Origin of the sequence: Gordonia sp. DT30, from assembly GCF_049844915.1 — a bacterium.
Lineage (GTDB): Bacteria > Actinomycetota > Actinomycetes > Mycobacteriales > Mycobacteriaceae > Gordonia.
The window spans coordinates 212202-232603 of sequence record NZ_JBNCLY010000001.1 but is presented as its reverse complement, the minus strand read 5'-3'; the positions used below and the strand labels follow the sequence as shown (position 1 = coordinate 232603).

Annotated in this window: 19 protein-coding genes and 1 riboswitch; of the genes, 11 read left to right on the top strand and 8 right to left on the bottom strand. The window is 66.4% G+C overall.

Translation table 11 applies throughout. The annotated features are described in order from the left end of the window. The first annotated feature begins 26 nt into the window (after window positions 1–26). From ACLQ3C_RS01120 to ACLQ3C_RS01100, 5 genes are all read left to right on the top strand, one after another. A complete protein-coding gene (locus tag ACLQ3C_RS01120) occupies window positions 27–353 on the top strand; it encodes a hypothetical protein (protein ID WP_425702926.1) in 327 nt (108 codons plus the stop codon). Between the two features lie 198 nt (window positions 354–551). Next, window positions 552–1028: a MaoC/PaaZ C-terminal domain-containing protein gene (locus tag ACLQ3C_RS01115; RefSeq protein ID WP_425702644.1), complete on the top strand. Its 477-nt coding sequence runs from the start codon at window positions 552–554 to the stop codon at window positions 1026–1028. After that, on the top strand, window positions 1025–1468 hold the full coding sequence (locus tag ACLQ3C_RS01110) for a helix-turn-helix transcriptional regulator (RefSeq protein WP_425702643.1): 444 nt from the start codon (window positions 1025–1027) through the stop codon (window positions 1466–1468). The genes ACLQ3C_RS01115 and ACLQ3C_RS01110 overlap by 4 nt, the downstream gene beginning before the upstream one ends. Window positions 1469–1478: 10 nt before the next feature. Further along, a complete protein-coding gene (locus ACLQ3C_RS01105) occupies window positions 1479–1892 on the top strand; it encodes a VOC family protein (RefSeq protein WP_425702642.1) in 414 nt (137 codons plus the stop codon). Between the two features lie 51 nt (window positions 1893–1943). Beyond that, a complete protein-coding gene (locus ACLQ3C_RS01100) occupies window positions 1944–4340 on the top strand; it encodes an ATP-binding cassette domain-containing protein (protein WP_425702641.1) in 2397 nt (798 codons plus the stop codon). Here ACLQ3C_RS01100 and ACLQ3C_RS01095 read toward each other — a convergent pair. The 3 genes from ACLQ3C_RS01095 to ACLQ3C_RS01085 all read right to left on the bottom strand — a co-directional run bounded on the left by ACLQ3C_RS01095 (window position 4337) and on the right by ACLQ3C_RS01085 (window position 7110). Further along, window positions 4337–4855: an FKBP-type peptidyl-prolyl cis-trans isomerase gene (locus tag ACLQ3C_RS01095; protein WP_425702639.1), complete on the bottom strand. Its 519-nt coding sequence runs from the start codon at window positions 4853–4855 to the stop codon at window positions 4337–4339. The genes ACLQ3C_RS01100 and ACLQ3C_RS01095 overlap by 4 nt on opposite strands. 65 nt (window positions 4856–4920) lie before the next feature. Next, complete coding sequence (locus tag ACLQ3C_RS01090) at window positions 4921–5961, bottom strand: LLM class F420-dependent oxidoreductase (RefSeq protein ID WP_425702638.1); 1041 nt, start codon at window positions 5959–5961, stop codon at window positions 4921–4923. Between the two features lie 156 nt (window positions 5962–6117). Then, on the bottom strand, window positions 6118–7110 hold the full coding sequence (locus tag ACLQ3C_RS01085) for an isopenicillin N synthase family dioxygenase (RefSeq protein ID WP_425702636.1): 993 nt from the start codon (window positions 7108–7110) through the stop codon (window positions 6118–6120). A gap of 206 nt (window positions 7111–7316) precedes the next feature. Here ACLQ3C_RS01085 and ACLQ3C_RS01080 point away from each other — a divergent pair, with 206 nt between their 5' ends. The 3 genes from ACLQ3C_RS01080 to ACLQ3C_RS01070 are packed head-to-tail and all read left to right on the top strand — an operon-like array spanning window position 7317 to window position 12981. After that, window positions 7317–8807, top strand: coding sequence for a DUF3375 domain-containing protein (locus ACLQ3C_RS01080; RefSeq protein WP_425702634.1), 1491 nt, complete (start codon window positions 7317–7319; stop codon window positions 8805–8807). After that, the gene (locus ACLQ3C_RS01075) at window positions 8804–9640 is read left to right on the top strand and encodes a DUF4194 domain-containing protein (RefSeq protein WP_425702633.1); all 837 of its coding nucleotides are present in this window, start codon (window positions 8804–8806) and stop codon (window positions 9638–9640) included. Before ACLQ3C_RS01080 ends, ACLQ3C_RS01075 begins: the two co-directional genes overlap by 4 nt. Beyond that, on the top strand, window positions 9637–12981 hold the full coding sequence (locus ACLQ3C_RS01070; protein ID WP_425702631.1) for an ATP-binding protein: 3345 nt from the start codon (window positions 9637–9639) through the stop codon (window positions 12979–12981). Before ACLQ3C_RS01075 ends, ACLQ3C_RS01070 begins: the two co-directional genes overlap by 4 nt. Window positions 12982–12991: 10 nt before the next feature. Here the strand turns inward: ACLQ3C_RS01070 and ACLQ3C_RS01065 are convergent, their stop codons facing one another. The 3 genes from ACLQ3C_RS01065 to ACLQ3C_RS01055 form a co-directional block, all read right to left on the bottom strand. After that, window positions 12992–13468, bottom strand: coding sequence for a DUF5313 domain-containing protein (locus tag ACLQ3C_RS01065; protein WP_425702629.1), 477 nt, complete (start codon window positions 13466–13468; stop codon window positions 12992–12994). A 145-nt stretch (window positions 13469–13613) separates the two neighbouring features. Continuing rightward, on the bottom strand, window positions 13614–13952 hold the full coding sequence (locus tag ACLQ3C_RS01060; RefSeq protein ID WP_425702627.1) for a DMT family transporter: 339 nt from the start codon (window positions 13950–13952) through the stop codon (window positions 13614–13616). A 1-nt stretch (window position 13953) separates the two neighbouring features. Beyond that, the gene (locus ACLQ3C_RS01055) at window positions 13954–14268 is read right to left on the bottom strand and encodes a DMT family transporter (protein ID WP_425702625.1); all 315 of its coding nucleotides are present in this window, start codon (window positions 14266–14268) and stop codon (window positions 13954–13956) included. 18 nt (window positions 14269–14286) lie between these two features. After that, window positions 14287–14351, bottom strand: a riboswitch (guanidine-III (ykkC-III) riboswitch). A 69-nt stretch (window positions 14352–14420) separates the two neighbouring features. On the opposite strand from ACLQ3C_RS01055, the gene ACLQ3C_RS01050 reads away from it, so the two are divergent. Continuing rightward, complete coding sequence (locus ACLQ3C_RS01050) at window positions 14421–14975, top strand: hypothetical protein (protein WP_425702623.1); 555 nt, start codon at window positions 14421–14423, stop codon at window positions 14973–14975. Window positions 14976–15069: 94 nt separating this feature from the next. Here the strand turns inward: ACLQ3C_RS01050 and ACLQ3C_RS01045 are convergent, their stop codons facing one another. Continuing rightward, the gene (locus ACLQ3C_RS01045; protein ID WP_425702621.1) at window positions 15070–17307 is read right to left on the bottom strand and encodes an NADP-dependent isocitrate dehydrogenase; all 2238 of its coding nucleotides are present in this window, start codon (window positions 17305–17307) and stop codon (window positions 15070–15072) included. Window positions 17308–17552: 245 nt separating this feature from the next. Here ACLQ3C_RS01045 and ACLQ3C_RS01040 point away from each other — a divergent pair, with 245 nt between their 5' ends. Further along, window positions 17553–18365, top strand: a complete 813-nt coding sequence (locus ACLQ3C_RS01040; RefSeq protein WP_425702619.1) for a methyltransferase domain-containing protein — start codon at window positions 17553–17555, stop codon at window positions 18363–18365. A 26-nt stretch (window positions 18366–18391) separates the two neighbouring features. Here the strand turns inward: ACLQ3C_RS01040 and ACLQ3C_RS01035 are convergent, their stop codons facing one another. Further along, the gene (locus tag ACLQ3C_RS01035) at window positions 18392–18607 is read right to left on the bottom strand and encodes a dodecin (RefSeq protein ID WP_425702618.1); all 216 of its coding nucleotides are present in this window, start codon (window positions 18605–18607) and stop codon (window positions 18392–18394) included. Window positions 18608–18769: 162 nt separating this feature from the next. Between ACLQ3C_RS01035 and fadD5 the strand changes: the two genes are divergently transcribed. Then, entirely contained in the window at window positions 18770–20374 is a 1605-nt protein-coding gene (gene fadD5, locus ACLQ3C_RS01030; RefSeq protein ID WP_425702616.1) for a fatty-acid--CoA ligase FadD5, read from the top strand. Window positions 20375–20402 lie beyond the last annotated feature (28 nt).

Sequence of the window (20402 nt, the reverse complement as noted above, 5' to 3'; positions counted from 1 at the left end):
ATCGAACATATGATCGGGCCGTGGGTATGGCGCAGATCGGCGGCGACAGCGGACGACCACACCGGCCGGCCTTCGTTCGGGTCGGGCACCGCGCGGTGCGCATCGACCTGAATGCCCTGTATCCGCAGACTCCGCACCACAACGGCACGTATCACCCCGATGGGCTGCAGGTCCGGAAGGTGGCCACCGGAGTACTCACCGAGTGGGGGCTATCGGAGTGGGGCGAGTGGTACGGCAAGGTGACCTACACACTCAGCGCGCGCGATCGGCAGGAGTCGGTGACCCATTGGGTACCGGCGTGGGCGCTGCGGCCGGTGGACGAGCCCGGTCGGATCAGGGGACGCCGCCGCTGATGTTCGCCGATACCGATTTTCGCCGACACTCGAGTGCCCACGAGAAACTCCGACCGAGGGTGCCGGGTCGGGGGTCTGGCACTCTCGGTCGGAGTCATGGATGAGATCGTCGAAGAGTTCGGCGCCGTTACACCGTCTCGCCACGAGTTCCGGCGCACGCGCGCCACATCCGTGAGCCGACCCGAGGAGCAATACGAGATGACCGATCCGACCGTCTACGCCGAGGACCTTCATGCCGGGCAGCGCTACGATCTCGGCGACCATACGGTGTCGGAGGACGAACTCCTCGACTTCGCCTCGCAGTGGGATCCGCAGTCGTTCCACGTCGATCGGGAGGCGGCCGAAGCGGGGGCCTTCGGTGGTCTGATCGCCAGCGGTATCCACAGTCTGGCGATCGCACAGCAACTCTCGGTCACCTCGCTTCTGCACTCGTGGAGCGTCATTGCCGGCCGGCGGCTGCGCGAGGTGGAGTTCCGCGCACCGGTCCGGTCCGACGACACCCTGGCCGGGACGTTGCACATCGACGCCGTCGTACTCGGCACGCGAGACCGCGGGCTGGTGACGTACACGACCGAACTCGTGAACCAGGCGGATGCGATGGTGCTACGTTTCGACGTCGACGTCTATCTGAGAACGCGATCGGTACCCACAGATGTGCGAGGATCCAACCCGTGACCGCGACGACAGACCGCGAACGCCGGCGGACCGATCTACGGCGGCTCCGGCAGGTACGCGACCGCATCGACCGGGATCACGCGCAACCTCTCGATGTGGAGGCGCTCGCTCGCGGCGCATCGATGTCGGCCGGTCACCTCAGCCGCGAATTCAAGCGCGCCTATGGCGAATCGCCCTACTCGTATCTGATGACGCGGCGGATCGAACGCGCGATGACCTTGCTGCGTCGAGGCGACATGTCGGTCACCGACGTGTGTTTCGCGGTGGGCTGCTCGTCGCTGGGGACCTTCAGCACCCGCTTCACCGAACTCGTCGGGATGTCACCGTCGCAGTACCGCACGCGATCCGCCGACGAGACCGCGGGCATCCCGGCCTGCATCGCCAAGCAGGTCACCAAACCGGTCAGGAATCGAGAAGTGATCAGGGCCGGGCGTGGATAGCCTGAGTGCCATGAACATCACCATTCATTACACTTTCCTTCCACAGACCGATCCTGACGCCACGCTCGGGTTCTACCGTGACACCCTGGGATTCGAGGTTCGCAACGACGTCGGCTACTCGGGCATGCGCTGGATCACGGTGGGACCACCCGATCAGCCGCAGACCTCCATCGTCCTGCACCCGCCGGCGGCCGACCCGGGCATCACCGACGAGGAGCGCGAGACCATTCTCGACCTGATCGCCAAGGGCACGTACGGCGCAGCGCTGACCCTGGCGACCGACGATCTCCAGGGGCTGTTCGACAAACTGCAGGCCGCCGGTGCGGAGGTCGTCCAGGAGCCGATGGATCAGCCATATGGGGTGCGCGACTGCGCCTTCCGCGATCCAACCGGAAATCTGTTGCGTATCAATCAAGTGTCCTGACCGACGCCCGCGACCCCGCCCCATGTCCCGCCGACGACAACGGAGAATCCCTTGAGCGCGACGCCGACCCGATCGACGCCCCACCCCGCCGACACCCACGATCTCATCCGCGTGCACGGCGCCCGCGAGAACAACCTCAAGAACGTCGAGGTCGAGATACCCAAACGGCGGCTCACCGTATTCACCGGGGTCTCCGGGTCGGGAAAGAGCTCGTTGGTGTTCGCGACCATCGCAGCCGAATCGCAGCGGATGATCAACGAGACCTACAGCGCCTTCGTGCAGGGATTCATGCCCGCGCTGGGCCGCCCCGACGTCGACGTTCTCGAGGGACTGACCACGGCGATCATCGTCGATCAGGAACGGATGGGTGCCAATCCGCGCTCCACCGTCGGTACTGCCACCGACGCCAACGCCATGTTGCGCATCCTCTTCAGTCGCCTCGGTGATCCGAATATCGGTTCGCCGCAAGCATTCTCGTTCAACGTGGCGTCCGTATCAGGTGCGGGCGCAATCGAGGTCGAGCGCGGCGGACGACAGGTGAAGGAGCGCCGGGAGTTCAGCGTCACCGGCGGCATGTGCCCGAGGTGTGAGGGACGCGGCACCGTCTCCGACTTCGACCTGAGCGCCCTCTACGACGACACCAAATCGCTCAACGAGGGCGCGTTGACGATCCCGGGCTACTCGATGGACGGCTGGTACGGTCGCATCTACCGCGGGTGCGGATTCTTCGACGCGGACAAGCCCATCGGCAAGTTCACCAAACGCCAGCTCGACATCCTGCTGTACTCCGAGCCGAAGCGGATCAAGGTCGAGGGCATCAACGTCACCTTCGAGGGATTGATCCCGAAGATCGGAAAGTCGATGCTGGCCAAGGACCGTGAGGCCATGCAGCCCCATATCCGCGCGTTCGTCGACCGTGCGATCACCTTCACCGTCTGCCCCGACTGCGCGGGGACGCGGCTCAGTGAGCTCGCGCGCTCGTCGAAGATCGACGGCCGCAGTATCGCCGACGTCTGCGCGATGCAGATCACCGACCTCGCCGGGTGGGTCCGTGGCCTTCATGGGGCACACCGTTCGGTCGCGCCCGTGCTGGCGTCGTTGTCGGAGCTGCTGGACTCGTTCGTCGGCATCGGGTTGGGTTATCTGTCCCTCGACCGACCGGCCGGCACGCTCTCGGGCGGAGAAGCGCAGCGCACCAAACTGATCCGGCATCTGGGCTCGTCGCTGACCGATGTCACCTATGTCTTCGATGAACCCACGATCGGGTTGCACCCGCACGACATCGAGCGGATGAATGATCTGCTGCGGCAGTTGCGCGACAAGGGCAACACGGTGCTCGTGGTCGAGCACAAGCCGGAGGCGATCGTGATCGCCGATCACGTCATCGACATCGGGCCGGGCGCGGGCACCGACGGCGGTGAGATCGTCTTCGAGGGGACCGTCGAAGGGCTGCGCGGCGCCGATACCCTGACCGGACGACACCTCGATGACCGCGCCCAACTCAAACCCGAGGTGCGTGCGACCACCGGAGCCCTCGCGGTCCGCGGCGCGAACACCCACAATCTGCACGACGTCGATGTCGACATCCCGCTCGGGGTATTGGTGGTGCTGACCGGCGTCGCCGGCTCGGGCAAGAGTTCACTGATCAGCGGTTCGGTCGAGGGCCGCGACTCGGTGGTGAGCATCGACCAGCGCGCCATCAAGGGCTCGCGGCGCAGCAACCCGGCCACCTACACCGGGATGCTCGAGCCGATCCGCAAGGCCTTCGCGAAGGCCAACGGCGTCAAACCTGCTCTGTTCAGCGCGAATTCAGAAGGCGCATGCCCGAATTGCAAGGGCGCCGGCGTGATCTACTCCGACCTCGCCATGATGGGCGGGGTGTCGACGGTGTGTGAGGTGTGCGAGGGCAGGCGTTTTCAGGCGCAGGTGCTCGACTACACCTTCGGTGGCCGCAACATCGACGACGTACTGGGAATGTCGGTCGCACAGGCCGAGGCGTTCTTCGGCGATGGTGATGCGAAACTCCCGGCGGCCCACAAGATCCTGGCTCGGCTCGCCGATGTGGGCCTGGGGTATCTGCGGATCGGCCAGCCGTTGACCACCTTGTCGGGTGGCGAACGCCAGCGACTGAAGCTCGCAGTGCAGATGGGGGAGAAGGGCGATGTCTACGTCCTCGACGAGCCGACGACCGGACTGCACCTGGCCGACGTCGAACAACTACTGGGTCTGCTCGACCGGCTGGTCGATACCGGCAAATCGGTGATCGTCATCGAACACCATCAGGCGGTGATGGCCCACGCCGACTGGATCATCGACCTCGGCCCGGGAGCCGGGCACGACGGCGGGCACGTGGTGTTCACCGGAACCCCCGCCGAGCTGGTCGCCGATCGCAGCACCCTGACCGGGCGGCATCTCGCCGAATACGTCGGTGCTACCGGTTCCCGCTAGCCTCCTGCGCTGACGATCGTCAACGCGAACACCAGGGTGTCGCCGGCCTCGATGCCTGCCGCAGGCATCCCGGAGGTGTAGCCGTCGGCGGGCGCGATGGCCGCGGCCACCGTGGAGCCGACGTGTTGGCCGACGATCGCCTTGGAGAATCCCGGGATCACCTGGGCGAGTGAGAAATCGGCGGGAGCTCCCCTGGTGTAGCTGCTGTCGAACCGGTCGCCGGTGCGGCCGTTGACGCCGACGTAGCTGACGGAGACGTTCGCGCCCGGCGCCACGGTGGCACCGGTGCCTGTGCGCAACACATGGACCAGGGTCTGATCGACGCCGAACGGCGTGGTGACGTGGACGGTGGGAGCGGTCGCGGGGTCACCGGGGGATGTGACGGTGACGCTGCCGGTGGTGCCCTGCTGCGTCCAGTTGACCGGCGCCGCGGGCTTGTCGGACGACCCGCACGCAGACAGGACGAGTGCGGCGACAAGTGCCAGTACCGCGAGAACTCCACGAAGAATACGCATGGCCACAGACGCTACCGGCCGGGCCGGCCACCACCTCGACTAGCTCCCGCGCGACGGCCGGACGGTCATTCGGTGTCGACCAGCGCGGCAAGCTGCCGCACCTCGTCGACGCTACCCGGCGAGACCAGCATCGTGGTGACCCCGGAACGCTCCCACACCCTGATCTGCTCACGGACATGATCGGCGTCGCCGACGATCGCGGAGTCGTCGACCACCTCGTCCGGGATGACCGCCGCCGCATCGTCCTTCCTGCCGGACCGGAACAGCGCGGTCACCTCGTCGACTATCTCGCCGTACCCCATCCGCCGGTAGACCTCGGCGTGAAAGTTGGTGTCCTCGCTGCCCATTCCGCCCATGTAGAGGGCGAGGAACGGCTTGATCGCCGCATAGGTGGCGGCCCGGTCGTCGGTGATGACGATCTGGGCGGTGGCGCAGATCTCGAAGTCCGCGCGGCCGCGGCGGGCACCGGGCCGCGCGAAACCCTCGTCGAGCCATGCGTTGTAGGTGTCGGCCATCCGTGGTGTGTAGAACAGCGGCAGCCAACCGTCGGCGATCTCGGCGGCCAACGCGATGTTCTTTGGACCTTCGGCCCCGAGCATCACCGGGATGTCGGCGCGCAACGGATGCACGATCGGCTTGAGGGTCTTGCCGAGACCGGTCGAGCCGGGTCCGTCATAGGGGAGCGGATAGTGCGGTCCACTGCTCGCGACCGGGGCCGTCCGTGCCCACACCTGACGCATGATGTCGATGTATTCGCGCGTACGGGCCAGCGGCTTCGCGAATTTCTGGCCGTACCAACCCTCTACGACCTGCGGTCCGGAAACTCCGAGTCCCACGATATGGCGACCTCCGGAGAGGTGATCGAGGGTCAACGCAGCCATCGCACATGCGGTGGGTGTCCGTGCGGAGAGTTGCAGCACCGAGGTACCCAGCCGCAACCGCTGCGTCGACGAACCCCACCAAGCGAGCGGGGTGTACGCGTCCGAGCCCCAGGCTTCGGCGGTGAAGACGGCGTCGAAGCCCGCCTCTTCGGCCGCCACGACGAGTTCACGATGGTTCGGCGACGGCTGCGCACCCCAATACCCCAGTTGCAGTCCGAGTTTCATCGCTCTCCTTCGCACGGGCAAATGTGTCGTCGCCGCATCTGCGCCGACGATCTGGCGCGACCGCGGCCGCCCGCTCGAACATACAACGGGTCACCGTCTGCGGTCACCGTCTGCGGTAACCGTCTGCGGCCGCCGCGAACGGCCGCGGCGGAACGTTCAGTAGTTCGTGCCCGGGCCTGCGGGCACGATCCCATGATGGCGCTGCGCCACATCCGGGTGGGCGCGGGTGCGCGACTTCCACGCGTTCTCGCCGTAGGTGTGGAATATCGGGTTGCGCGGGTCCGCTTCGACGCCGCGTGACAGTGCCGCCAGCTCCGGCGGCAGGGTGATGATCGGAATCGTGGCGTCGAGGCCCGGGTTCAGGAAGAACGGGATCGACACCCGGTCGGTGCCCGGGCCGGGGGCGCGGACGCGGTGGCGGGTGGCGCGCAGGTATCCGCCGGTGGCCACCTCGAGCAGTTCCCCGATGTTGACGATGAACGCGCCGGGAACCGGCGGCACGTCGATCCACTCACCCGAGAGCGTCTCGACCTGTAGTCCGGCCGAGTCGGGTTCCACGAGCAGCAGCGTGAGCACGCCGGAGTCCTTGTGCGCACCGACGCCCTGGTCACGGTCGGCGCTGCCGGGATAGTGCACCACCTTCAGCAGGGTGGCCGGTCGGTCGGCGAACGTCGCGTCGAAGCGGTCCGCGGGTGCGCCCAGCGACACCGCCCACCGCTGGAGCAGTCGTAAGCCGACGGCCGACAGCGCCGAGATCCATGACGTGAACGCCTCCCGGAAGGCAGCGGGCCGCTCCGGCCACAGGTTGGGGCCCTGCAGGTTCCAATAGCCCTGTGCGTCGTCGATGGCCGGCCGATCCGGCCCGATGTCGATCTGCTCACGCCAGTCGACCTGGCCATTCGTCAGCTCACCGCCGAGCCGTGAGTATCCGCGGAAGTGCGGGCTCTCCAGCGCCGAGATGCGCGCCTTCTCCTCGGCGGACAACGCGAAGAAGTCGCGGGCCAGTCGCAGGACCTCCGTGATCCTTGCATCGGGGATACCGTGGCCGACGAGATAGAAGAAGCCGTGGGCGTGGGCGGCCTCACGCAGTGCGGTCGCGAACCCGGCGGGGTCGGTGTCGGCGTCGGTCAGATCCAGAGTTGGCAGCATGAGTCCATGGTGGCACCGCTGCCCCGGCGGCGGCCGTGGGCGGCGTCACCCCGATCGTTGTCCACCGGTTCCGACGCCCTGCGGGTGCCGATCGGTGAACGTGGGAGACTACCTGGCGGCACGATGGCCGCCGAGATGACACAGAACCCCGGATATGACACAACCCCGGATATGGCACAACCCCGGATATGACACAACGAGGAGCGATGGAGAGCGCGAACCAACCCACGTTGTTGCAGGCGTGGGACTCCAACCGGTCGATTCAGCGGTCGGCGGCCGTTCGACTGTTCGCCGCGACGAACTCCGCCCTCTACGTCACGCTGATGGAACGGCATCTCGACTTCGGCGCCCGCCGGACGGAGACCGACCTGGCCATCCGCCTCGAGCGCGACATGACCGACCTCGGAGTCGGCGACCAGCCCAACGGCATGGAGCTGCTGAAGCTATGGGCCAAGAACGGCTGGCTGCACCGCATGGCCGATCCGGTCGTGGCCACCCAGAACCTGTGCTACCTCACGCCCGAGGCTCGATCGGTCCTGGACTACATGCGGCGATTGCGCCGCGAGGATTCGGTTGCCACCGGCGGCTCGATCAACGGCATCGCAGCCGGCCTGCGCCGGGTGGCGGGGCAGGTGAGTGCCGACCCGCGATACATACGCGAGGACCTCACCCAGCAGATCGAGGAACTCGATGCCGAGCTCGCCGATCTCGACGCCGGCCGGCGCCGCCCACCGGACCTGCGGGCAGCCGAGGACGAGGCACGCGCCATCGCCTATCAGATGGAACAGATCATCTCCGACATCGGCCAGTACGGCAGCATGCTGGATCGCATCACCACCGTCCTGCTCGACGACCCGAACGATTCCGACCTGGCCTACCGAGACCGGCAGCGTCAGCTGTTCGACGACTACGAGGCGTTGCTGGAGTCGTCGCAAAGCGCCTCCTACCATGCGTTCACCCACATGATCGGTGATCCCACCCAACGTGCACGCTTGGCCGCCGACATCGAAACCCTGACCGCGAACCTGCCGGCCATCGACCACGGGTTGCGCTCGGTGATGGAGAACTTCTTCGTCCTCGTCACCCAGCAGATCGACGAGGTCGGCCGCATCCGCCGCCGATGTGCCCGGCGCATCCGGCGATTCGTCGCCTCCGGCACTCTCGAGCAGAGCCGCGGGATCGCGCGCCAGCTCAACGACGCACTGGCCACCGCCAACGAACTGTTGACGATCTCCCTCGCCGATCGCCGACTCGGCCACGAATTGCCGCTGGCGACACCGGCACTCGCCTCCAATGGGCGCCTTGCCTTCGAGATCCGCACCCCCGAACCGCCGCAGCCGGCGCTACCGGCAACCGGTGACGCCGACCTCGACTCCTTCGTTTCACTCGCCGGACAGGTCGACACCGTCGAACTCACCGAAGTCGTCAACGATGCCGTCGCCCGCGGCCCGGTGTCACTGCCCGAGGTCATCGATGCGCTCGCTGCGCCGTATCTGGCCCACGTGATCGTGTTGTGGTCGTGGGCATTACGCCAGCCGTCGGGAACCGACACCGATATCGGCATCGACGTCGATCCCGGTGGGCCGCAGACCTCGGAGATACGATTCCGTTCCCTCGACGGCCAGGACCGCCGCATCGAGGTACCAGTCCTACGATTCACCGAACCCATTCCCACCGCGGAGGTCGACAACCTGTGACCAGCCAGTCCGAGAAGCCCGCGACCGGCAACTCCGAGGCAACCACGTTCCGGGCCGAGGAGTTCACGGGCTACGACGACCTGCCCGCGGTCAGTCGCGCTGCCGTCGCCGACGAGGGCACCAAGGTCCCGCGGTTCGACGGTGACGTCAGCGCCATGCCCGACCGTGCGTGCTGGGCCTTGCAGAATCTGCTGACCCGCCGCTACATCAGCGGCGACCGCACCCCGCAGCTGTGGTCATGGATCGTCGAATATCAGGACCTCCTGCGCGTGCGCCTCTCCGAGCTCGACCTGCGACTGCGTCTGGTCGGCGAACTGGAGGTGGCCTTCGCCGAGCAGGTTGGCTACGACTCCCGTTGGGGCAGACGGCTTCTCAAGCGCGAGACGATCCAGGCCTACGATGCGATCCTGGCCCTGCACCTGGCCAAGCACATGCGTGCCGCGCGTGAGGACCAGGTACTGATCACCCACGAGGAGATCCACGAACTGTTCGCCGGTGTCTCCAACACCATCGACCGCGACCTTGCGCTGTTCGACAAACGCATCGACAAGGCCATCGACAAGCTCGAGGAACTCGAGTTGTTGCGCCGCCACCGCGACGACCCGGACACCTTCACGGTCAGCCCGGCGATCAGCGCGATCATGACCGCCTCGGTGATCACCGAATTGCAGCATCAGTTCGAGCAGTTCATCGGGTCGGGCGAGGAGGCCGGGGCCGGCGAGGACGACGAATCCCACAGCCGCGAGAACCCGGCGGGGGAGTATCGGCCCGGTGACCGCGACGCCGAGGACACCGATTACGGCGACGACACCGACGAAGGAGATGACTGGTGAGCGATCGCGTCGATCAGTTCCATCTGTCCCGGCTGCAACTGATCAACTGGGGCGTCTTCGACGGTTACCACTCGATCCCGTTCAGTGCCAACGGTTCTCTCGTGACAGGTGCGTCCGGCAGCGGCAAGTCCTCGTTGCTCGACGCCATCTCCCTGGCCTTTCTGCCCGATCACCGGCGCAACTTCAACGCCTCCGGCGATGCCACCGCGGCCGGCTCGGCGAGCGGACGGCGCACCGTCGGCAAATACGTGCGTGGGGCGTGGGGTGAGCGTCGGGACGGTGTGAACTCCACCCGCGAGATCATGTATCTGCGTGGGACCGGCCCCGCGTGGGCGGCCATCTCGGTGACCTACACCTCCGCGTCGGGCACTGCCATCACCGGATTGGTCCTGAAGTGGCTGGCGGCGGGCAAGATGACCGACGCCCACAGTGCCTACTTCATCACCGAGGGCGACGCCGACATCGTCGAGGTCTGCAACGAGTGGGCTGCGAACGGGCACAACGCCGCGCGGCTGCGCGAGCGCGGCTGGCGCGGCGGGCCGGGCGAGGGCAAGTATCTCGCATCCCTGTACTCGCTCATCGGCATTCGCGGCTCCGAGGCCGCACAGCAGCTGCTGGGCAAGGCAAAGTCGCTCAAGAGCGTCGGCGGCCTGGCCCAGTTCGTGCGGGAGTTCATGCTCGACGAGCCCACGAGCATCGCCGGAATCAAGGACGCCCTCGAGCAGATCGATCCGCTGGTCGAGGCACGTGAGCTCCTCGACGTCGCGCGGCGCAAGCGCACGATCCTCGGAAACATCGAGACCGTGCAGGAACGGTATGCGACCGAATCGGCCAAGTTCTCGGTGCTCGACACCATCGATTCCGCCACGATCCGTGCATATGTGACCAACCTGCGCATCCGCAACGCGGAACCGGAGATCGCCGATCTCGACGACCAGATCGCCCGGCTGGACGGGGATCTGGCCGCGCTGACCACCCAGCACGACCAGCTACGCCAGGACCATAGCCATTTGTTGTCCCGGATATCCTCCAGCACAACTGATCTCGCTCCGCTGCAGGAGCAGCTCGCGGCCGCACAGAAGGCGGCCAACGAGGTGTCGATGCGGCGGGCCTCCTTCGAGTCGAAGATGTCGGGACTCGATGTGGAGATCCCCGAGTCCGCCGAGGACTTCTGGGCCACCCGCGAATCGCTGATCGAGGATGCGAACCGGCTCGACGGGCAGCTCGCGGCAGGCAAGGGGCACTACGCCGAGCTGCTCGCGTCCGAGGTGTCCACACGTACCCGCCGCGATGGGGCCGCCGAGGAGCTCGCCCGGGTGCGAAAGGCCGGTTCGGCCCTCCCGCGCGCCGAACACGAGATGCGCCGGGTGCTCACCGATGCTCTACAAGTCGACGAGACCGCCCTGCGCTACGTCGCCGAGCTCGTCGAACTCGATCCCGAACACGAACGGTGGCGCCCGGCAGTGGAGAAGGTCCTGCGTAACGCCGGACTCCGACTCCTGGTGCCCGACCGGCATTTCGCGTCGGCATTGCGATTCGTCAACACCCACGACATGCGCGGCCGGATTCAGCTACACCACGTCGAGCGCCGGACGTCGGCGCCGCCCGAGCCGGGCACGCTGGCGGCCACGTTGCGCGCGGTCGATCCCGAGCACCCGAGTTCGACCGAGGCACTGGCGATCCTGGGGCGGCTCGGCAATTACGTGTGCGTGGACGATCCCGCCGAGTTCGCCGACCACCCGAAGGCCGTGACCGACCGCGGCCTGCGCAAGGATTCGGCGAAGCTGGCGATCAAGGATGACCGTCAGCAGCTGCGACCGTCGCAGTACCTCTTCGTCGGGAACGTCGACGCCAAGCTCGCCGCACTGCAGGAAGAACTCGATCACGAGGAGAGCGTGTACCGGGCGGCGCGGGAAGCGACCGCGGTCCTCGAGCGCGAGCGTGCCGACAAGCAACGCCGTCGGGACATGTATCGCACTGTGTGCGAACAGTTCACCCAGTGGAGTGAGATCGATGTCGAATCCGCCGACGATCGTGCCGAACGGCTCTCGGAGCAGTATGAACTGCTCATGGAGGAGCATCCCGACGTCGAGGCCCTGCAACGCAAAGCCGAGGAGATCTGGGAGCAGGTGCGCTCGGCGATCTCGCAGGCCGCCCTCGTTCGCGACCGCATCGCCACCCAGGATGTGCGCCGGACCCAGCTCCTCGACCTCGTCGATCGACTCAAGGCCGAGGACATCTCCGGGCCGGCCGAGGCGGCCCTCGACACCTTCCGCGAGGATTCGGCGGCGACGCTCGACGTGCTGACACCGGATCCGTATCGGCAGGAGCTGCTCAAGGCCGTCGGCCGGGATCGGGACCGCATGCGGGCCGATGCACGCCGCTCGCGCGACGAACTGACGCGGATCCTGTCCACCTACGACGAGGAGTTCCCGGACGCGATCCCCAATGACAGTGCGGATTTCGACGAGCGTATCTACGACTACGTCGCGCTGTGCCGTCGGATCGACGAACGCGAACTTCCCGGCGCCTACGAACGTATGCGTCGCCTCATCACCGAGCAGGCCCCGGGTGCCATCCTCAACCTGCATATGTCCGCTGACGCCGAGGAACGGCGCATCATCGATCAGATCGAGCGGGTCAACACCGGGTTGGGGGCCGTCGCATTCAACCGCGGAACCCGTCTGCGACTACAGCCGGGACGCCGAAACCTCGGTGCCGCAGCCGAACTCACCGAGAAGGCTCGGTTGATCGCACAGCGTTCGACGGCGGTGGCCTTCGGCGACGAGCAGGCGATCCTCGAGCAGTATGCCGACATCCTGATGCTGCGAGAGCGGCTGGCCGGTGCCACGCCCGAGGACCGGCAGTGGACGCGCGATGCACTCGACGTGCGTAATCGCTTCGACTTCTATTGCGAAGAACATGACGCCGAGGGCGGCGAGACGATCCGGACCTACAGCAACGCCGGCGACAACTCCGGCGGCGAGCAGGAGAAGCTGATGGCGTTCTGCCTGGCCGGCGCCCTGAGCTTCAACCTGGCCAGCCCCCACGGCGACGACAACCGGCCGATCTTCGCCCAGCTCATGCTCGATGAGGCGTTTTCCAAGTCCGACCCGCAATTCGCCCAACAGGCGCTCTCGGCGTTCCGCAAGTTCGGATTCCAGCTGGTGATCGTGGCCACGGTGCAGAACACCAGCACGATCCAGCCCTACATCGACAACGTGGTGATGGTGTCGAAGACCGAGGCGGCCGGCGGGCGGCCTGTTGCCACGGCGACGTCGACGTCGATCGGGGCGTTCTCCGATCTCCGCCGGACCTCGGGCCACGATCGGCTGATCTAGCCGGCCGGCGTCAGCGGCCGGTGCCGCGGTACTTGCGGTGGTATTCGTCGTAGAGGTCGGCGTTCTTCTCCCGCTCCCGCTTGGAGATCAGGTCCGGATCGAGGCCGTGCTGGCTGAGCCGGTAACGCCGCCATACGCGGTTGAGGGCGATGGAGAAGAAGATGTACGGGATCAGGATCGGCACGGTCATGTTCGCCCGGACCAGCCAGTCGGCAGGCACGAACAGCAGTGGGATCAAAATGATTACGCACGGCACCGCCCATCGGGCCACCATCCGGACAGTGGCGCCGGGGCCGGCCAGGTCACCCTCGACCCACTCGCGCATCGAGTCGGGGAGCCGGGCGCCGTACACGTACTTGACGTACTGCCACCCGTGCGGACGCTGATCTCTGCCCACCCCGGGCACGGTTGGTCGTGCGGCACCGGTCGATGACCCGGCCTTCGCGGAGCCTCCCGTGTTCCCGGAGCCGATGTTGGTCTCAACCATGCGGGGTTCCTCTTCTCGAGCGATCGTCCGTCACCGTTCATTGTCCTCCGGCCGGTGCCGGATCGGCGAAGCGGAGGCGGTTCCCGTTCTGGGGTGACCCCCGCCGACAATCAGTAGTGCACAACCGATTGTACAGTGGTACCTTCTAGCGCCTCGGCACCTGCCGGTCCGATCCGACGACCTTGAGCCCGATGATCGCCACCACGATGCCTGCGAGAAACACGATCTTGGCCGCCGACACACTCTCGAGCCCGGTGATCATTGCGTAGCTCACGGTAAGTGTCGCGCCGACTCCGACCCACACCGCGTAGGCGGTACCGATCGGGAGATACCTTGCGGCCCAGCCGATACCGGCCATACTGACCGCGAGCGCCACCAGAAAGACGATCACCGGAACGGGTTCGGTGAAGCCATGGGAGCGGTCGAGGGCAGCAGCCCACACCGACTCGCAGACTGCCGAGAGCACCAAGATGACCCACGGCATGTCAGCTCACCGCCTTGAGGCCGATCACCGAGCCGATGAGTAACGCCGACAACAGGACGCGCCCGACACCGGCGCGTTCCTGGCCGGTCGCGAGGCCCCAGAGGACTGTCAGGGTTGCCCCGATGCCCACCCAGACCGTGTATGCGGTGCCCAGCGGCAAGTCGGCCATCGCAACCGCCAGACCCACCATGCTCAGGGTCAGCGCGACGACGAAGACGACGACGGGCCAGGGTTTGCGGAACCCGTCGGACGCTCCGAGCGCTGCCGCCCAGACGGCTTCGAGGACACCGGAGAGAATGAGGATCAGCCAGGACATGACGAGTTCGCCTCCACCTTCGTGGCAGTCTTGTCGCTGAGCGGGTACTGCTCCCTCGTCCGCGGGCCCGGATCGGACACCGCCACGAGGCTAGCAAACAGTTCTTCGTCATGATTCCCGCCGAATTGGCGGCCATTTGCGACGATGGTGGGATGTCAGACCTCACCTACGAGGAGTTCGGCCGCCGCTTCTTCGAAGTGGCCGTCACCGAAGATCGGGTGGCCGGGGCGTTCACCGCGATCACCGGCGATTCCTTCGACGTCGGTCCCATCCCATCCGGCCCGGGTGGGATCGCAAGGGTCCGCGCCCGGGTCAGCATCGCCGAACCACAGATCGTCCGCGATATCTCCGACCTGATCACATTCACCGTCCGAATCCCGTTGTCGATCCGACTGCTGGTGGATCTGCGGGTCGACCGCATCAAGTACGACGTCGACGGATCGGTCCGGCTCGCCCTCACCGCGCGGGCCGTCGAACCTCTCCAGCTGCACATCGACGTCCGGCCGCCACGCCCCAGCGATGTCACCGTCGGCGTGGCGTCGCGCAATCTGCGCGGGGAGATCATCCGGGTGGTGGGGCAGGTCGATGACGAGATCAAGCGCTTCATCGCGCGCGACGTCGCCGCCCGGATCGAGGATCCGCTGGTGACCAGTGCCCGCATCATCGACGTCGCGGCCGAACTCGGGCGGGCATTCGAGGCCATGTGACGCAGAAGACCCGCCACCGACGACCCGAGCCCCGCTCCGGGCCGGGAACGGGGCTCGCGTACAGCGTGCGGTGCGCGATCGCCTCGCGCCGGGTTCAGGCGCGCGCGGTCTCGAGTACCGAGTTGAACGTCTCGCTCGGCCGCATCACCTCGTCGGTGAGCTCGTTGTCCGGGGCGTAGTAGCCGCCGATATCGACCGGCTCGCCCTGCACCCCGTCGAGTTCGGCGACGATGGCCTGCTCGTTGTCCTCGAGCGCCTTCGCCAGCGGCACAAAGTGCTTGGCGAGTTCCTCGTCGTCGGTCTGCGTCGCCAGTGCCTGGGCCCAGTAGAGCGCCAGGTAGAACTGGCTGCCACGGTTGTCGAGTTCGCCGGTACTCCGTGAGGGGCCCTTGTTGTTCTCCAGCAGCTTCCCGGTGGCGAGATCGAGGGCGTGCGCGAGCACCTCGGCCTTGGGATTGTCGTTCTTGCGCCCGAGATCCTCGAGGCTGACCGCCAGTGCCAGGAACTCGCCGAGGGAGTCCCACCGCAGGTGGTTCTCCTCGATGAGCTGCTTGACGTGCTTGGGTGCCGAGCCACCTGCACCGGTCTCATAGAGCCCGCCGCCGGCCATCAGCGGCACGATGGACAACATCTTCGCACTGGTACCCAATTCCAGGATCGGGAACAGGTCGGTGAGGTAGTCGCGCAGGATGTTGCCGGTTGCCGAGATGGTGTCGAGGCCCCGGATCAGCCGTTCCATCGTGTACCGGATGGCACGCACCTGCGACATGATCTGGATGTCGAGGCCCTCGGTGTCGTGGTCCTTCAGGTAGGTGGTGACCTTGGCGATCAGTTCGTTCTCGTGGGGACGGTACGGATCGAGCCAGAACACCACCGGCATCCCCGAGTCGCGGCTGCGGGTCACGGCGAGCTTCACCCAGTCCCGGATCGGGGCGTCCTTGGCGATGCACATGCGGAAGATGTCGCCCTCTTCCACGTTCTGCGACAGCAGCACCTCACCGGTGGCGAGGTCGGTGATGTTGGCGACGCCGTCCGCGGAGATCTCGAAGGTCTTGTCGTGTGAGCCGTACTCCTCGGCCTGCTGCGCCATCAGACCGACGTTGGGGACCGTGCCCATGGTCCGGGGATCGAACTGGCCGTTGGTCTTACAGAAATTGATCATCTCCTGATAGATCCGCGAGAACGTCGACTCGGGGTTGACGGCCTTGGTGTCCTTGGGCCGTCCGTCGGCGCCGTACATCTTGCCGCCGGCGCGGATCATGGCCGGCATCGACGCATCGACGATGACGTCGCTGGGGGAGTGGAAGTTCGAGATGCCGCGTGCCGAGTCGACCATCGCCAGCTCCGGACGGTGCTCGTGGCACGCGTGCAGATCGTCGATGATCTCTTCCTTCTTCGACGCAGGCAACGCCTCGATCTTCGAATACAGATCGGAGAGTCCGTTGTTGACGTTGACGCCGAGCTCGTCGAAGAGCTCACCGTGCTTGGCGAAAGCCTCTTTGTAGAAGGTCCGCACCGCGTGTCCGAACACGATCGGATGGCTGACCCGCATCATCGTGGCCTTCACGTGCAGGGAGAACATGACGCCGGTCTTGTAGGCGTCCTCCATCTCCTCCTCGTAGAAATCGACGAGTGCCTTCTTCGACATGTACATGCTGTCGACGACGTCGCCGGCCTCGAGGCGCACCTTGGGCTTGAGCACGATCTTCTCGCCCGAGGAGGTGATCAGTTCCATCTTGACCTCGTGATCGCGGTCGAGGGTCATCGACTTCTCGCCGTGGTAGAAGTCACCACGCCGCATGTAGGCGACATGTGTCCGCGAGGCCATCGACCACTCGCCCATGCTGTGCGGGTGCTTGCGCGCATACTCCTTGACCGCCATGGGTGCGCGACGATCCGAATTACCTTCGCGTAGAACAGGATTGACCGCACTACCAATACATTTCGTGTAGCGATCACGGATCGACTTCTCGGCGTCGGTCTTCGGGTTACCCGGGAAGTCGGGGATCTTGTAGCCCTTGTCCTGGAGCTCTTTGATCGCCGCGAGGAGCTGCGGAACCGATGCACTGATGTTCGGTAGCTTGATGATGTTGGTCCCGGGGTCCTGAGTCAGCCGGCCGAGCTCGGCGAGATTGTCGGGAACCTTCTGCTCGTCGGTCAGATAATCGGGAAACTCGGCGAGGATGCGCGCGGCAACCGAAATGTCGGAGGTCTCGACGTTGACGTCGGCGGCGTCGGCGAACGCTCGAATGATCGGCAGAAAGGCGTGGGTCGCCAGCATGGGCGCCTCGTCGGTCAGCGTGTAGATGATGGTCGGTTTCTCCGCGCTCATAATCTGCCTTACTCTCCAGTCGTGGTCACGCAGCGCCCTGATTCGTGTTGTCGGGGCGGTACCAGTATCGCGGGCGTAGCGGCATCGGCGCGTGTTGACGCGTTCGGTGGAGCCACCGCCCACGGCCCTCGGGTTCGGGCCAGTTCCGAGCTTACGACTCCGGTCGGCCTCCCGTTACGTCACATGCGCTCCGCGCCTGCGACGAGAATCACAGACCCGATGACCTCGAGGAAGGAGCGGAACACATGACCGATGCCACGCCACATCGTGACGTCTACACCCATGGCCACAGCTCGGTGGTCGTGTCGAGTCACGGGATGCGTACCGCGGCCGGTTCCGCCGCCTACCTGATTCCCTTTCTCCGTCCGGGCCTCGACCTTCTCGACGTGGGGTGTGGGCCCGGCAGTATCACCGTCGACCTCGCCCGACTCGTCGCACCCGGTCGGGTACGCGGTGTCGAGATCACCGAGGCGCCGCTCGGACAGGCCCGTGCGCTCGCCGCGCAGCGCGGCATCCCGGTCGAGTTCGCCGTCGACGACGCCTACCGGCTCACCACCCCGGACGACAGTGTCGACGTCGCCCACGCCCATCAGGTGCTCCAGCATCTGTCGGATCCGGTGGCAGCGCTACGCGAGATGCGCCGGATCACCCGGCCCGGTGGGGTCGTCGCGGTGCGCGATGCCGACTATGCGGCGTTCAGCTGGTGGCCTGCCGACGAGCGCCTCGACGCGTGGCTGAACCTCTATCGCACCGTCGCACACGGCAACGACGCCGAGCCGGACGCGGGCCGCCGTCTTCTCGCGTGGGCCCACGAGGCGGGATTCACCGAGGTGACGCCGTCGGCATCGGTGTGGTGCTACGCGACTCCCGACGAGCGGGCCGCATGGGGCGGGATGTGGGAGCGTCGGATCTACTCCACGATCGGGCAGATGGCGATCGAACGAGGCCTCGCCAGCCGCGCCGACCTCGACGCCATCTCAGCGGGTTGGCGGGAGTGGGCAGCACACCCTGATGGGTGGCTGGTGATCCCCCACGGCGAGGTGGTCGCCCGCGCGTGACGGCCCAGGGCGCAGATCAGCCGACTTCAGTCGGCGTCGTCGATGCGGAAACCGACCTTCAGCGTCACCTGCGTGTGCGCGACGGCCCCGTCGGCGACGTGCCCACGGGTCTCGATGACCTTGAACCATTCGACGTTTCGGGTCGTCCGGGAAACCCGGGCGATGGCATTGGCGATCGCCGCATCCGAGCCGTCAGGAGAGGAGCCGACGACCTCGATGACCCGATATGTGTGCTCACTCATAGGCCGATTCTGGCACGGTTTGCAGCCGTGGTGGCCGCTCTCGGGCGATCAACACCAACTCGTGTTCACCGGCGCGCCCGGATGGCCGATGCGCCCGCGCTGCTCGGGCAACGGCCCTACCATGTGAGTCACGACACACCCATGCCACTGGGGAGAGCACCGATGAGCGTCATCACCGAGCCGGTAGGCGATCTGACCACCGAGCCATTGCGATCGCGCCGCGCGCACTGGAACAACCAGGTGCACCGGCACGCGCTGATGACCCCGGACCGCCCCGCGTTGCGATTCCTCGGACGCACCACCACGTGGCGGGAACTCGACAAACGATCCCGCGCGATCGGAGCTGCGCTGGGCCGCCGCGGGGTCGGCTTCGGCGACCGCGTCTTGCTGGTCCTGAGCAACCGCACCGAATATGTGGAGGCGGTATTGGGCGCCAACCTGATCGGTGTGGTCGCCGTTCCGGTGAACATCCGGATGAGCCCGGCCGAAGTGGCCTATCTCCTCGCCGACAGCGGCGCGCACGTGGTCATCACCGAGTCCCTCCTCACGCCGCTGACGCAAGCCGCCACCGCGGCCGGGGGCATCACCCATACCATCGTCGTCGGAGGTGGCGATGACGCGGCCGACCACCTCGACTACGAGACCCTCGTGGCCGAGGACGGCGCCGATCTGCCGGCGATCGATGTACCGGAAGACACCGTCGCGCTGATCATGTACACCTCGGGCACGACAGGAAAACCCAAGGGCGCCATGCTCACCCACCAGAATTTGCAAGCGCAGGCGGTGACGACCATCGCGGCCGCGCAGGCACATTCGGACTCCGACGTTGCCTCGGTTGTGCCACCGATCTTCCACATCGCCGGGCTCGCAGCGTTCGCGCCGACGTTCTATCGGGGGGTGACGGCGGTGATCCATCCGCTCGGCGCCTTCGATGCCGACGACATGCTCGACACCCTCGAGCGTGAGGGCACCACCTCGGTGTTCATGGTGCCCGCCCAATGGCAGGCCGTGTGCGCCGCCCAACGCGCACGGCCGCGAGATCTCAAGCTGCGCACCATCAGCTGGGGTGCGGCGCCGGCGTCGAACACCGTCCTCGACGCGATGAACGCCACATTTCCCCAGGCCGCCAACATGACCGCGTTCGGGCAGACGGAGATGTCACCGGTGACCTGCATCCTCGAGGGCAAGGACGCGCTCACCAAGGTCGGCTCGATCGGCAAGATCGTGCCCGTGGTGACCGCTCGGATCGTCGACCCGATGATGAACGATGTCGCGCCCGGCGATGTCGGCGAGATCGTCTACCGCGGACCGAATCTGATGAAGGGCTACTGGCGCAATCCCGGGGCGACCGCCGACGCGTTCCGCGGCGGCTGGTTTCACTCGGGAGACCTCGTACGCGAGGACGAGGAGGGCTTCCTCTACGTCGTCGACCGTGCCAAGGACATGATCATCTCCGGCGGCGAGAACGTGTACTGCGCCGAGGTGGAGAACGTCCTCTACGCACACGAGAAGATCACGGAGGCCGCGGTCATCGGACGTGCCGACGAGAAGTGGGGTGAGGTACCGGTCGCCGTCGTCGCACTGACCGCCGGCGTCGACGATCTCACGCTCGCCGAACTCGAGCCGTATCTGAACGAGACCCTGGCGCGCTTCAAACAGCCGAAGGACATCATCATCGTCGGCGAGTTACCGCGAAACGCCGGCGGCAAGGTCGTCAAGCACCGACTCCGCGAAGCCTTCGGCAGCAAGGACGCCGGACTGCGCTGATGCCGGGAGCGCCGTCCGCGCCGCCGGC